The organism is Mobilicoccus massiliensis, from assembly GCF_000826525.2.
GTDB classification, from domain to species: Bacteria; Actinomycetota; Actinomycetes; order Actinomycetales; family Dermatophilaceae; genus Mobilicoccus; species Mobilicoccus massiliensis.
Window position 1 is genome coordinate 329839 of the sequence record NZ_LN651326.1, and the last position, 12219, is coordinate 342057.

The 12219-nt window shown below is 71.4% G+C and carries 13 protein-coding genes; 10 read left to right on the forward strand and 3 right to left on the reverse strand.

What is annotated here, in order from left to right:
- Positions 1 to 118 precede the first annotated feature (118 nt).
- Positions 119 to 1675 (reverse strand): acetyl-CoA acetyltransferase, encoded by a 1557-nt coding sequence (locus BN1197_RS04110; RefSeq protein WP_040156335.1) that lies wholly within the window; start codon positions 1673 to 1675, stop codon positions 119 to 121.
- Between the two features lie 509 nt (positions 1676 to 2184).
- On the opposite strand from BN1197_RS04110, the gene idi reads away from it, so the two are divergent.
- From idi to BN1197_RS04150, 8 genes are all read left to right on the forward strand, one after another.
- Positions 2185 to 2760: an isopentenyl-diphosphate Delta-isomerase gene (gene idi / locus BN1197_RS04115; RefSeq protein WP_040156337.1), complete on the forward strand. Its 576-nt coding sequence runs from the start codon at positions 2185 to 2187 to the stop codon at positions 2758 to 2760.
- 93 nt (positions 2761 to 2853) lie between these two features.
- Positions 2854 to 3060 carry a hypothetical protein gene (locus tag BN1197_RS04120; RefSeq protein WP_040156339.1) on the forward strand — a complete coding sequence of 69 codons (207 nt, stop codon included), beginning with the start codon at positions 2854 to 2856 and terminating at the stop codon, positions 3058 to 3060.
- The gene (locus tag BN1197_RS04125; protein ID WP_040156340.1) at positions 3057 to 3674 is read left to right on the forward strand and encodes a hypothetical protein; all 618 of its coding nucleotides are present in this window, start codon (positions 3057 to 3059) and stop codon (positions 3672 to 3674) included. The genes BN1197_RS04120 and BN1197_RS04125 overlap by 4 nt, the downstream gene beginning before the upstream one ends.
- Positions 3671 to 4399: a hypothetical protein gene (locus BN1197_RS04130; protein WP_040156342.1), complete on the forward strand. Its 729-nt coding sequence runs from the start codon at positions 3671 to 3673 to the stop codon at positions 4397 to 4399. The genes BN1197_RS04125 and BN1197_RS04130 overlap by 4 nt, the downstream gene beginning before the upstream one ends.
- A gap of 277 nt (positions 4400 to 4676) precedes the next feature.
- A complete protein-coding gene (locus tag BN1197_RS04135; protein WP_052465999.1) occupies positions 4677 to 5135 on the forward strand; it encodes a CrcB family protein in 459 nt (152 codons plus the stop codon).
- The gene (gene crcB, locus BN1197_RS04140) at positions 5132 to 5497 is read left to right on the forward strand and encodes a fluoride efflux transporter CrcB (protein ID WP_040156343.1); all 366 of its coding nucleotides are present in this window, start codon (positions 5132 to 5134) and stop codon (positions 5495 to 5497) included. Before BN1197_RS04135 ends, crcB begins: the two co-directional genes overlap by 4 nt.
- Positions 5498 to 5796: 299 nt before the next feature.
- Positions 5797 to 6513 (forward strand): arsenate-mycothiol transferase ArsC, encoded by a 717-nt coding sequence (locus BN1197_RS04145; RefSeq protein ID WP_052465963.1) that lies wholly within the window; start codon positions 5797 to 5799, stop codon positions 6511 to 6513.
- Positions 6514 to 6630: 117 nt separating this feature from the next.
- Positions 6631 to 7128: a pyridoxamine 5'-phosphate oxidase family protein gene (locus tag BN1197_RS04150; protein WP_040156693.1), complete on the forward strand. Its 498-nt coding sequence runs from the start codon at positions 6631 to 6633 to the stop codon at positions 7126 to 7128.
- Positions 7129 to 7206: 78 nt separating this feature from the next.
- Here the strand turns inward: BN1197_RS04150 and BN1197_RS04155 are convergent, their stop codons facing one another.
- A complete protein-coding gene (locus BN1197_RS04155) occupies positions 7207 to 8286 on the reverse strand; it encodes a hypothetical protein (protein WP_040156344.1) in 1080 nt (359 codons plus the stop codon).
- 162 nt (positions 8287 to 8448) lie between these two features.
- Positions 8449 to 9819 (reverse strand): cryptochrome/photolyase family protein, encoded by a 1371-nt coding sequence (locus tag BN1197_RS04160; protein ID WP_040156346.1) that lies wholly within the window; start codon positions 9817 to 9819, stop codon positions 8449 to 8451.
- Positions 9820 to 9906: 87 nt separating this feature from the next.
- Here BN1197_RS04160 and BN1197_RS04165 point away from each other — a divergent pair, with 87 nt between their 5' ends.
- Together BN1197_RS04165 and ric are read left to right on the forward strand one after the other, a co-directional pair.
- Positions 9907 to 11346 carry an amino acid permease gene (locus tag BN1197_RS04165; protein WP_095999841.1) on the forward strand — a complete coding sequence of 480 codons (1440 nt, stop codon included), beginning with the start codon at positions 9907 to 9909 and terminating at the stop codon, positions 11344 to 11346.
- 56 nt (positions 11347 to 11402) lie between these two features.
- Positions 11403 to 12146, forward strand: a complete 744-nt coding sequence (ric, locus tag BN1197_RS04170) for an iron-sulfur cluster repair di-iron protein (RefSeq protein WP_052465964.1) — start codon at positions 11403 to 11405, stop codon at positions 12144 to 12146.
- Positions 12147 to 12219 lie beyond the last annotated feature (73 nt).

Consider the following 12219-nt stretch of genomic DNA (forward strand, 5'->3'; position numbering starts at 1 on the left):
TCCCTGCTCTCGGTTTCTGCATCGCCCTGGGGCCGTGACCTACCTCACTACCCGACGTCGTCGCTCACACAGGCGCTTTCGTCGAGATCCCGGGACGGCTCCCGTTTGAGAACGGCAGTCAGGCGTGGACCAGGCCGTCCGGGCCCACGCTCATCACCGCGCCAACCGGCTGGGGAGAGTCGAGCAGCGCCCAGGTGGCCGGGTCGTCGGCCGCCGCGGCGAGGAACCGCTCGCCGGTGGCGGTCAGCCGGCCGACGACGATGCCGCGCCGACTCCCGTCGCGTTCGCGGATCACGGTGTAGGTCTCGATCGTCGCGGCGCCGCGCGGGTCGTCGGTGAGGGGCGGCGCCTCCCATCCGGCGACCTCGGCCGCAAGCTCGGCGTCACGGCCGGGGCGCCACGGCGCGGGGTCCGTCGACCACACGCCCATCGACTGACTCGAGAGGATGCCGCCGTTGGCCGTGACGAGTCCGGACGAGCCCGGTCGCTCACGGAGCCGCGTCACCATCTCCGCGAGGGAGTGCAGGGCGTAGTCGTTGCCGGGACCGCCGAAGAACGGGAGTCCGCCCGTGACCGTGAAGCCGCGTGGGTCGGCCGGGTCGAGCCCGAGCGCCTCGACGACGACGCTCACCGCCACCGGAAAGCACGAGTAGACGTCCATGAGGTCGAGTTCCGCGGCCGTGAGACGCGCCTCGGCGAGTACGGCGCGAACGGCAAGCGCGGCCGCTCGCGAGGTCGAGAGGTCCGCGCGTTCGAGGAGTGGTCTCTCCTTGACCGCGGCGTGGCCGTGGCAGAACACGAGCCGACCCTCCGGGACGCCGAGCTCGCGGGCCGTCGCGAGCGAGGTGAGCAGCACCGCCGCGCCCTGGTTGACCTGGTCGCGGGCCACGACGAACCGTGGGTACGGCTCGGCGATGATCCGGTTGCGGTCGGTCACGGTGACGAGCTCGTCCGGGCTGCGCCGGGTCGGGGCGGCGGCGTGCGGGTTCTCGGCGGCCACCTCGGTGAAGGGCGCGAACAGCTCCCCCATCGATCGGGCGTACTCCGCGCGGGTGCGGCCGAGCCGCGCGCGCCGGGCGTTCTCGAACAGGGCGTAGGCCGCGGGCGCGTGGTCGAGTCCGAGGGCCGACTGCCGCGGTGAGGTCATGTCGGCGAGCCCGGGGCCGCGATCCTCGAGGTCGCCGCCGACGCGCTCATTCCAATCCGGGCGTTCGGCCTCGTCACGGCCCGCCCAGTACCGGGCCGAGGACAGCGCTTCGGCGCCCGCGACGAGAACGACGTCGGCACGCCCGGCGGCGACCTCGGCGCAGAACTCGACGACGAGGTCGTGCGGCGATTGCCCGCCGCCGGTGCCGAGCACCGCGCGCCGCGGCTCCGCCCCGATCCTGCGCGCCACCGCCCGCGGCACGTTGTCGGCCCGCCCGAGCGGCGTCGGCTCCTCGAGCCCGGAGTCCTCGAACTGCCGCACCACCGCGACGACGTCGAGGCGCTCTCGCAGCAGCGCCGCGCTCTCGACGGATCCAGCTGACGAGTCGGCCAGGGCAGCCGCCGCGGCGTCACCGGCCAACCCGACCGGCCCGCGGGCCTCGTAGCCAGGCTCCCCCAGCCGCTCCGACACCTGTCCGACCCCGATGACGACCGGGGTCCGAGGGTCCAGTTCGGTGAGCGTCGCCATACCCGCAGCGTAGGCATCCGGCTGCGCCCGACGGGATCGAGCGATCCCACGGCCGCCATCCCCCGCCACGGCAGGGCGTCCGCGAACGAGAGGGGCGTGGGCCGGGGTTCGCGGCGACTGGCTGGGTCTGGCGGGAGCAGCCCCGAAGCGCTAGCGGAGGGGCTGCGGATGGTAGGCGCCGCGAACCCCGGCCCACGCCCCGCACAACCCCACGCCACGAGTCCTGCACATGGGGGTCGCCCAGCGAACACCCGGACCTCCGACAGACAGACGAAGCCCGCCGGATCGGCACCCCACCATCCCCGCCCCCCACGGGCCGTCCCCGAACGAGAGGGGCGTGGGCCGGGGTTCGCGGCGACTGGCTGGGCCTGGCGGGAGCAGCCCCGAAGCGCTAGCGAAGGGGCTGCGGATGGTAGGCGCCGCGAACCCCGGCCCACGCCCCGGGCTCCCGACGCCGCACGGATGAGGAGTCACGAGACCAGAGACCGTGGCAGCTAGGCTCCGTCGTCATGACCGGCCACCCACTCCCTGCCGAGCACGCCACCCACGAGCGCCCGTCGGCGTCGGGCGATGTTCCCGACGAGGTCGTCCTCCTCGGTGAGGACGGCCGTCCCGTCGGCGCGGCCGACCGCATCCGGGTGCATACGAGTGACACCCCCTTGCATCTGGCGTTCTCGTTCCACGCCGTCCACGGTGATCGCACGCTGCTCACGCGTCGCGATGTCGGCAAGGTGACGTGGCCGGGTGTGTGGTCGAACACGGCGTGCGGACATCCCCGTCCCGGGGAGGCGGTGGAGGATGCGGTGCGTCGCCGCGTCGCCGAAGAGCTCGGTGCCGCCGTGGGCGAACTCCGGCTCGTCCTGCCGCAGTTCCGGTACCGGGCCGTGGACGCGAGCGGCGTCGTCGAGAACGAGATCTGTCCGGTGTTCGTCGGGACGCTCGAGGGCGATCCCGACCCCGATCCCACCGAGGTCATGGATCACGCCTGGGTCGATCGGGCCGCCGTGCTCGACGCCGCCCGGCATGCTCCGATGCTGCTCAGCCCGTGGTCGGTGCTGCAGTTCACCGGGTTCGGCGGTGACTGACCGCCGCCGTCCACCGGTCGCGGGCGTCACGCCCGGCAGCGTGACCACATCGTCGCCCCGCGCTTCTAGGGTCGGGCCGACGAGAGGATTCTCATGGCCGAAACCGCGTACCTCACGGTGTCCGACGATCTGGACACCATCCGACGATCCCTCGTGCCCGTCGGCGATCTCACGCCTCATCTCGCGCGGTTCCTCGCGGCGTGTTCGGGCACGCTGCGCACGGCCGCCGTGACCGCCACCGATCACGTCACGACCGTCGCCCCCGGTCAGGTGATGGCGTTCCCCGGTGAGTCCTCGTGAGCGCTTCCGGAACCACCGTTGATCTCGGCCGCCTGGCCCACTCCCTGACCACGTGCGCGGCGGTCCTCGACCCGCGTGCGGAGTCCGGTGAGGCGGGTGAGCCGGGGCCCGAGGTCGTGCGCGTCCGACGTCTGCTCACGCAGGTCGCGGCCGACCTCGCGCGGCACGCAGCGGTGGCCCGCCGCCTCGACGACGAGATCGAACTGCTCACCCGTCGGCGCGATCACGCCGACGCCGCTCACCTCGCGGAGCTCTGCCGTCGCCGTGACCGCTCCGAGGCGCGGCTGAGAGCCGAGCTCGACAGCGCGACGCGCGCCCTCGTTCCCGGCGGCGACCTGCTCGAGCCGGCGACGATCTTGAAGCGGCTCACCGGATCTCACACCGCGGTCCGGCCCCGCAGCTACTTCGGCCGTCCGACCGTCGATCGCGACGCGCGGGTTCTCCGGCTGGCCACGCTCCTGCGTCGGCGAGCCGTTCACCCTCGCGCCGCCGGCCGCGAACACCGCCCCGCGGTGGTCACCGTCGCCTCGCGAAGCACGCGGCTCGCGCGTGTGCGTCGTCGCCTCCTGCGGTCCTTCGACGCGAACCTGCACACGACCGGAGCCTCCTCATGACCCACACGATCATCCCGATCATCCCCGCGACCGACCTCCTACCGGCGACCGCCACCGAGCACGTCGCCGACCTCACGGACGAGGAGATCCTCGGCATCGACGGCCCCGGCTCCGAGCAGGTCGCCCCCTTGCCCTGGCTCGGCCGGCGGTCGGAGGCCGACGTCGAGCTCGCAGCGGAGGTCGGCCTGCGCGGCCTCGTCGCACACGGCCGTATCGCCGCCCACGAGGACGGTCTCGAGTTGCCCGACCAACTCGACGCGGCGCTCGCGTTGCGGCACAACGCCCAGGCCATCGTCTACGCCGATCACTCCACGCGGCTCACCCAGGAGACCCGGGTCGTCTACGTCCACGCCGACGCCGTGCTCGTGGAGGAGGTCAACGGTGCCGGCGTGCACCGGTTCTCCCGCGGTGACCTCGATACCGCACTTGCCGAACTCGCCGCGTGGAGCATCCCCCAGCACGAGACGGCCGATGACGGGCGCATCGAGGGCGACGGCCTGCCGCCCGAGCTCGACGGGCTGCAGTCGGTCGTCTTCCTCGACGTCGTCACACTCACCGGCAGCGGCGATGTCGGCACCGCGGCGTTGACGTTCTACAGGCTGCGCGACGGTCAGGTGGTCGAGGGCGTCGAGACGCCCGACCGTCTCGACCTGCCGCCGCGTAGCGACATCGACGTGCGCCGTCGGGTCGAGCAGACCGTCCGTGGAGCCCTCGCGCACGTCTGATCCTCTCGAGAGGTACGGCCCCGTTCACCGACACCCGTCGTCCGGTCCCCGCCTGCTGGATGCCCCCGTCTCGCCCGTGGGTGAGGACGACCGTGCCGACGTCCGTCCCGGCGTCGCGAGTTGGATCCGGCACGGTCGGGTGCGGATGACTACCCTTGCCCGGGATGGCCGCCCGAGATGGCACGGCCGCGACCACCCGCCCGACCTCGTGCCGATGCCTCCCATCGACACGGCCCGCACCCGGTCGGGCCTGCCCCGGAGGAAGGAGGGCCGAGCCATGCCGGCCTCGACCCGATCGGCGCATCTGGACGTGCGCCTGCTCGCCGTCGTCTTCCTCGGCGGAGCCTGTGGCACGGCTGCCCGGGCGTCACTCGAGACCGCCTTCGCCGCACCCGTGGGTGCGTGGCCGTGGCCGACGTTCGTCATCAACGTCACCGGCGCCCTGGCCCTCGGGTTCCTGCTCGAGCTTCTCGCCCGTCGCGGCCCCGACGGCGGACTGCGACGAGTGCTGCGCCTCGGCCTGGGCACCGGCCTCCTCGGCGGGTTCACGACGTTCAGCACGCTCGCCGTCGAGACGCTTCACCTTTCCGCGCCCCTCGCACTCTGCTACGCCGCCGGTTCGATCGTCCTCGGGGCGCTTGCCGCGGGCGTCGGATACCTCCTCGCCCGCCGCGTGCCGGCCGGGATGCGACCCCGGCGTGAACCTCCGGCGCCGGCCACGGAGGTGGCGGGGTGACCCTGCTGTTGCTCTCCCTCGCCGGTGGCCTCGGTGCCACGCTGCGGTTCGTCACCGACGCCACGGTCGTCGGGCGCGTTCGCACGGCGATGCCGGTCGGCACCCTCACGGTCAACATCCTCGGTTCGTTCCTCCTCGGCCTCGTCACCGGAGCGGTGACACGCGCCGCCCTTCCCGAACCGGCGGCGGCGATCGTCGGCACGGGGTTCTGCGGCGGCTTCACGACGTTCAGCACCGCCTCCGTCGAGACCGCGCGGCTCTGGCGCGCCGACCGGACCGGGCTCGCCGTCGGCTACGCCGCCGTCGATCTCGCGGGCAGTCTGCTCGCGGCCCTTCTCGGAATGACGCTCGCGCACCTCTGATTCGGGTAGCCCTCGATCAGCTCCGACCCGCGCTGACCGTTCCCGACCGCTTCGACCCACGCGCGAAGGGCCGCTGACCGGCACTGGGACCAGCACACGCGAGACCCGTCCCTCGCGCGACACCCCGCCACCCCGCGTCTGCGACCTGATCACCGAAGAACCCGCCCATCCGCATCGTCGCAGGTCACACCCCCTGCCGGGAGACCTCACCTCGACATCGCACGCATAGCCACCCGCGCTTTTGCATCCTCATGCCGTAACCTTGTGTTCACTTACTGTTAACCAAGGAGTACTGCCCCATGAGCATGAACCTCGAATCCACGGGCGCCACCCTCACCGGCGAGCTGGCCTACCAGTTCGAATCCACGTTCTCCCGCGAGGAGGTCGCCGGCATCGTCGCCCGGGCCCGGGCCGATCTCGAGCCGACTTCGCGTCACCCGGAGTTCCTCCCGCTCCTCATCGAGCGGGCCGCTCGCGACGAGCTCGTCTCGCTGGCGCGTCGTCGCGGTGCGCCGGCTGCCCGGATGCCGGAGATCCTGTTCGTGTGCCGCCACAACGAGGGCCGTTCGCAGATGGCCGCCGCCCTCACGCACCACCTCTCCGAGGGCGCCGTGCACGTGCGCTCCGCCGGAGTGGCGCCGACCGGGCTGCTCAACCCCGTCGTGGTCGACGTGCTGGCCGAGCGCGGTATCACCCTCGACCACGCCTACCCCACCCCGGTCCGCGACGACGTGCTCGCGACTCCCGATGTCGTCGTGACGATGAGCCCCGACCTGCCGTCCATGGCCGGGCGGCGCGAACTCGTGTGGGACATCGCCGACCCGCACCACCGCAGCACCGAGGAGGTCCGGGCCATCCGTGAGCACATCGAGCAGCACGTCATCGACCTGCTCGCCGAGCTCGAGGTGCGCCTCAGCCCCGACGCGGTGCGGCCGGCCCCGGCAGGACGCACCCCACGACGACCCCGGCGAACCGCCGCCCAGCCCCAACCGCTTCGACGCCCGACGGCGGTCTGAGCCACAGAGATATCGGCCCACCGACGGCGCGTCGACGCCAGAACCCTCACCTCGACGCGGGCCCACCCACCCGCGCATGAACAGTGATCGGTGCACCCGAGATGAGGAGTGGTCGACATGGCCGAGAACACCGACAGCCGCACCGAGGAAGGCCGCGAGAAGGTCGCCTCGATCATCAAGAAGACCAGGGTCGCGATGCTGACCCACGCCGACGGGCGCGGACGCCTGGTCTCGCACCCGATGGCCACGCAGGACGTGGAGTTCGACGGCACGGTGCTGTTCATCACCGAGCGTGACACCGACAAGGTCGCGGCCATCACCGCGAACCCGCAGGTCAACGTCGCCTACAGCGGCAGCGCGGAGTGGGTCTCCCTGTCGGGCACGGCGAGGGTCGTCAACGACGTCGAGAAGATGCGGGAGCTCTGGGGCACCTTCACCGAGGCCGAGATGGAGGGTGGCCCCGAGGACGGCAACAACGTGCTCATCGTCGTCGACGCCGACACCGCGGAGTACTGGGAATCCCGCGGCGGGCGCATCGGCCAGCTCTTCAACCTGGCTCGCAGCGTCACCACCAAGGAGCCCGTGAAGGGCGAGAACGAGGTCGTCGACCTCTGAGGCGCGTTCTACGAAGCGCCCCCCCGAACAACACCGTGCCCCCGGCGGATCGTGATCCGCCGGGGGCACGGCCCGTCGTCAGCGCTTCGTCGGCGTCAACCGCATCGCAACGGTCTCGTTCGTGGCGCCCACCGTGGCGGTGACCGCGATCTGTCCCTTGCCGTTGATGCCGGCCACGCTCGTGAGGACCCAGTTGCGGGGCAGCTTGGAGACGCTCGTGAGATCGGTCTTGCGGCCCCTCTCCCACGTGACGACTCGGCCGTTCTCCTCACCGACGACCATGCCCGTGTCGGTGACGGCCTTCGGAGTCATCGCCTCCGCGCCGCGCATCGGCGAGAACTTGCGGCCGTTCGTCCACAGAACGGCTCCGGTCGGCTGCCCGTCGGTGTAGCTGCGGCCCACGATGTACGTGCCGGTCGGCGAGATGCCGTCCGCGCTCGTCCCGACTCCCTTCGGAGCCGGGAGGTAGCGGACGCCCGACGTCGTCATCGTCGCCGCCCGCGGGAAGAGGTTGTCGTCGCGGTAGGAGGGGTGCTCCTGGGTGATGGCGGCCACCCCGCGCTCGGAGATGCCGGCGGCGCGGCAGTTGCCCCACCCCGTGGGCCAGTTCATCAGCTTCATGTTCTGTCGGCCGTAGCGACCGATGAACGGCTGGCCCGTCTTGACGCTCACGTCACAGCCCGCGACGTCGCCGCGGCTGTTGACGCCGCCGAGGGAGGGCCCGTAGTAGGAGCCGTCGGCCGTGATGGTGCGGTCGATGTCGACCTTGGCCGGGCTGGGCCAGCGGAGAACCCCTTCGCGGCTTCCGGAGTACGCCTGGCCGACCGGGTTGAGGACGAGGCTCCAGGTGCCGTGGGCACCCAGCGCGTCGGCGGACGCGAGCTCTCGCGTGCGTGCCGGCTGACCCAGGTAGGCGTTGCCGCCGATCCGGGTCGCGAGGACCGCGCCGGAGGACGCGATGCCCACCGACGTCGTTCCGTACGCGGAATCGGGAGTCGGAGCACTGCGGGTGCCGACGACATCGGACTTGTAGGCCGGGCCGCTCTGGCCGCGGCGGGCCGCCTCGGCCGAGGTGGACGTGAGTGGCGCGAGCAGGGCGACGGCGGCCAGCGCAGTCGTGGTGACGATGAGCGCACGCGGGCGCGACGAGATGGACATGACGAATCTCCCCTGAACAGATACTTCCCCCTGTCGGACGGACGCCCGACACAGGGCATCGTAGACCGGAACATCGGGAGAATTCCGCTCTCGATGCATGGGATTCACGATTCGGTCGGGCTGTGTCCGTCTGGTGGCACGCCCTCGTCAATCCCCGGGAGGTCAGGGGGCGGCCCGCACCTCCTCGTAGCGGCGGAGGGCCTCGCGACGCTCCTCGGCGTGGTCGACGATCGGGGCGGGGTAGCCGGGGACCGTGGAGACGGCACGCAGATCGTGCACGTCGGCCTCGGCGAGACCGGCGAGTTCGGGCACCCACCGGCGCACGTAGTCGCCCCGCGGGTCGAACTTCGCACCCTGCGACCACGGGTTGAAGACGCGGAAGTACGGCGCCGCGTCCGTCCCCGTGCCCGCGACCCACTGCCAGCCGTGGTTGTTGTTGGCGAGGTCGGCGTCGAGCAGGTGGTCGAGAAAGTGGCGCGCGCCGTGCGGCCACCAGACGTGGAGGTCCTTGCACAGAAAGCTCGCGGTGATCATCCGCAGACGGTTGTGCATCCACCCCGTCGCGAGCAGTTGCCGCATGCCCGCGTCGACGATGGGGTGACCCGTCCTCCCCTCCTTCCACGCGGCCAGACGGTCGGCGGCACGCGGATCGCTCTGCGGGTCGTCGTACTCCATGCCGGCGAGAGCCGTGCGCAGGTCGTTCCACGCGGAGTCGGGCCGGTGCCAGAGCACGTCGGCGTAGAACTCACGCCAGACGAGCTCGGTGGCGAACGTTCGCGCTCCCTCCGTCTGCCCCGCGGGGTGCGCCGCGATGTCGGCGAGCATGGTGCGCGGATGAATCGTGCCGTGCGCCAGGTGCACCGACATCTGCGAGGTGCCGGGCAGGTCGGGCCGGTCGCGATCGGCGGCGTAGCGCTCGAGCCCTTCGTCGCGGAAGTCGTTCCAGCGCTCGAGCGCGGCCCGTTCGCCCAGTGCGGGAAGACCGACGCCCACCTCGACCGGGGTCGGGATCTGCTCGGACTCGACACCGGTCACCCAGGAGACCGTGGGCAGCGGCGCCGGGCCGGGCGCGCCGTGATCACGCCAGGCGGTCGCGAACGGCGTGAACACCTTGTACGGGTCGCCGTCGGACTTCGTGATCACCCCCGGCCCGATCGCGTACGGCGTGCCGGTGGCGACGAACGCGACGCCGAGACCGTCGAGCACCTCACGAACCTGCTGGTCACGCCGGCGCCGGTCGGGCTCGGACTCCGCGGTGACGTGCACGCGCCCGGCCCCCACCTCCCGGGCGAGGCGCGGGACGACGTCGGCCGGGTCGCCCGTGCGCACGACGAGGCGCCCTCCGCGGCTCGCGATCGACTCGGCGAGCGCCGCCACGCACCGCAGATACCCAGCGACGTGAGGCGTGGCCGCGTCGAGCGATCCGGGCTCGAGCACGACGAGAGGCACGACCGCGCCGTCCTCACTCGCCGACAGCAGCGCGGGATGGTCGAGGAGCCGCAGATCGCGGCGGAACCACAGGATCGACGTCACCCGCGTGACGCTATCGCCCTCGGTGGCGGTCCGAGGACCCGAGCGACCGCCTGGGAGACTGCATCCGCAATCGACGAAAGGCCCCTCGTGAGTAGCTCCGACGTTCCGCCCGCCCCTCCCGTCGCCGGCGGTGAGGACACGCCCGACGGTGGGCTGCGCCGTTCGCTCAAGAACCGCCACATCCAGCTCATCGCCCTCGGTGGCGCGATCGGGACCGGGCTGTTCTACGGCTCCGCGTCGAGCATCCGCATGGGCGGCCCCTCGATCCTGCTCGCCTACGTCGTCGGCGGCGCGATCATCTTCTTCGTCATGCGAGCGCTCGGCGAGATGAGCGTCGACACCCCCACCTCCGGCGCGTTCAGCCACTACGCGTTTCGCGACTGGGGTTCGTTCGCGGGGTTCTTCTCGGGCTGGAACTACTGGTTCAACTACATCGCGGTGTCGATGGCCGAGCTCACGGTGGTCGGCACGTACGTGCGGTACTGGAACGACGACATCCCCGAATGGGTCTCGGCGGCGGTGTTCCTCGTCCTCGTCACGGCCGTCAACCTCCTCGAGGTCCGCCTCTACGGGGAGTTCGAGTTCTGGTTCGCCATCGTCAAGGTGGCCGCGATCGTCGCGATGATCGTGCTCGGCCTGCTCATCGTCACGACCGGCATCGGCAACGGCGGGGTTCCCACGGGCATCTCCAACCTGTGGACGCACGGCGGGTTCCTCCCCAACGGCCTCGGCGGGATGCTGCTGGGGCTCGCCGTCGTGATGTTCTCCTTCGGCGGCGTCGAGCTCATCGGCATCACCGCCGGGGAGGCCGACGACCCCCGCCGCACGATCCCACGCGCGATCAATCAGGTCGTCGTGCGGATCCTCATCTTCTACGTGGGCGCCCTGTTCGTCGTGCTCGCGCTCTACCCGTGGTCGGAACTCGACGGCAAGGCCAGCCCGTTCGTCGAGATCTTCGATCGGCTCGGCATCCCGTCGGCGGCAGGGATCCTCAACGCGGTCGTGCTCACGGCCGCGATCTCGGCGTACAACTCCGGTTTGTACAGCAACGGCCGGATGCTCCACGGCCTCGCCCGGCAGGGCAACGCGCCGCGCTACCTGGCCCGGGTGGGCCGCAACGGCGCTCCCGTGGCGGGGGTGCTGACGAGCTCGGCCGTCACGGCGCTCGCCATCGTCCTGCTCTACCTCCTGCCGGAGCCGGAACAGGCTTTCCTCTACGTCCTCTCCCTGGCCATGGCGGCGGCGGTGTTCAACTGGTCGATGATCGTCATCACCCAGATGAAGTTCCGGCGCCGGGTCGGGCCCGCCGCGGTCTCCCGACTCACGTTCCGTATGCCGTGGTTCCCCTGGGCCAACTACCTCGTGCTCGCGTTCCTCGCGATGCTCGTCGTGATCATGGGGTTCTCGCCGGACTTCCGGCTCGCACTGATCGTCGGCCCGGTGTGGCTCGGCGGCCTCTACGTCGCCTACCGCGTCAAGGTCGCTCGTGAGTCGCGCGAACACCGGGGGACCGGCGCCGCCGCCTGACCCATTCTTTTTCACGGACTATTTCGTTACTATTGGGGCGACCTGAGGAGGTCCCCATGACCGCGACCCACGCAACGCCCACGCCCACCGCCCTGAGCCTCACCCCGGAGACCCTCGTCGGCGACGTCGTCACCGCCGACGTGCACGCCACGCGCGTTCTCGACCGGCACGGAATCGACTACTGCTGCGGTGGTCGTCGCACACTGCGCGAGGCCGCGCAGGAGGCCGGCCTCGACCTCGACGCGTTGCTGTCCGACCTCGCGGGAACCGGCGGTGCCGCCCCCGATTGGGCCGCGCTCGCTCCGGCCGCGCTCGCGCGCCACATCGTGGAGACCCACCACGCCTACCTGTGGGAGGAGATGCCCCGGGTGCAGGCGCTCGCCGAGAAGGTCGCCCGCGTCCACGGCGAGCGTCACCCCGAACTGGCCGAGGTGCGCAAGCTCACCCAGGCCCTCGTCGCCGACCTCACCGGCCACCTCGCCAAGGAGGAGCGCATCCTCTTCCCGGCGATCCAGACCTTCTTCGCCAACGACGGCCGCGTGGACTTCCCCTTCGGCCGGCTCGCGAACCCCATTCGGGCGATGCTCGCCGAACACGACGAGGCCGGCGTCATCCTCGCCCGTCTGCGCGAGATCACCGGCGACTTCGTCGCTCCCGCCGACGGATGCGGCTCCTACAGCGCCCTCTACGCCGGGCTGGCCGAGATGGAGACCGACCTCCACCTGCACATCCACAAGGAGAACAACATCCTCTTCCCCCTCGTCATCCAGATCGAGGAGCAGCGGCTCGGCGCCGCCTGAGGCAATTCGCTCGAACAGGCGTTTCCACCCCACCCGGTCGGACGAAAGTGCCTGTTCGAGCGGGTGTGTGCGG

What these genes read in the sequence shown, in the direction of transcription:
- BN1197_RS04110 (WP_040156335.1), bottom strand. Translation starts at nt 1,675, where the DNA reads ATGGCGACGCTCACCGAACTGGACCCTCGGACCCCGGTCGTCATCGGG.
- idi (WP_040156337.1), top strand. Translation starts at nt 2,185, where the DNA reads ATGACCGGCCACCCACTCCCTGCCGAGCACGCCACCCACGAGCGCCCG.
- BN1197_RS04120 (WP_040156339.1), top strand. Translation starts at nt 2,854, where the DNA reads ATGGCCGAAACCGCGTACCTCACGGTGTCCGACGATCTGGACACCATC.
- BN1197_RS04130 (WP_040156342.1), top strand. Translation starts at nt 3,671, where the DNA reads ATGACCCACACGATCATCCCGATCATCCCCGCGACCGACCTCCTACCG.
- BN1197_RS04135 (WP_052465999.1), top strand. Translation starts at nt 4,677, where the DNA reads ATGCCGGCCTCGACCCGATCGGCGCATCTGGACGTGCGCCTGCTCGCC.
- BN1197_RS04145 (WP_052465963.1), top strand. Translation starts at nt 5,797, where the DNA reads ATGAGCATGAACCTCGAATCCACGGGCGCCACCCTCACCGGCGAGCTG.
- BN1197_RS04150 (WP_040156693.1), top strand. Translation starts at nt 6,631, where the DNA reads ATGGCCGAGAACACCGACAGCCGCACCGAGGAAGGCCGCGAGAAGGTC.
- BN1197_RS04155 (WP_040156344.1), bottom strand. Translation starts at nt 8,286, where the DNA reads ATGTCCATCTCGTCGCGCCCGCGTGCGCTCATCGTCACCACGACTGCG.
- ric (WP_052465964.1), top strand. Translation starts at nt 11,403, where the DNA reads ATGACCGCGACCCACGCAACGCCCACGCCCACCGCCCTGAGCCTCACC.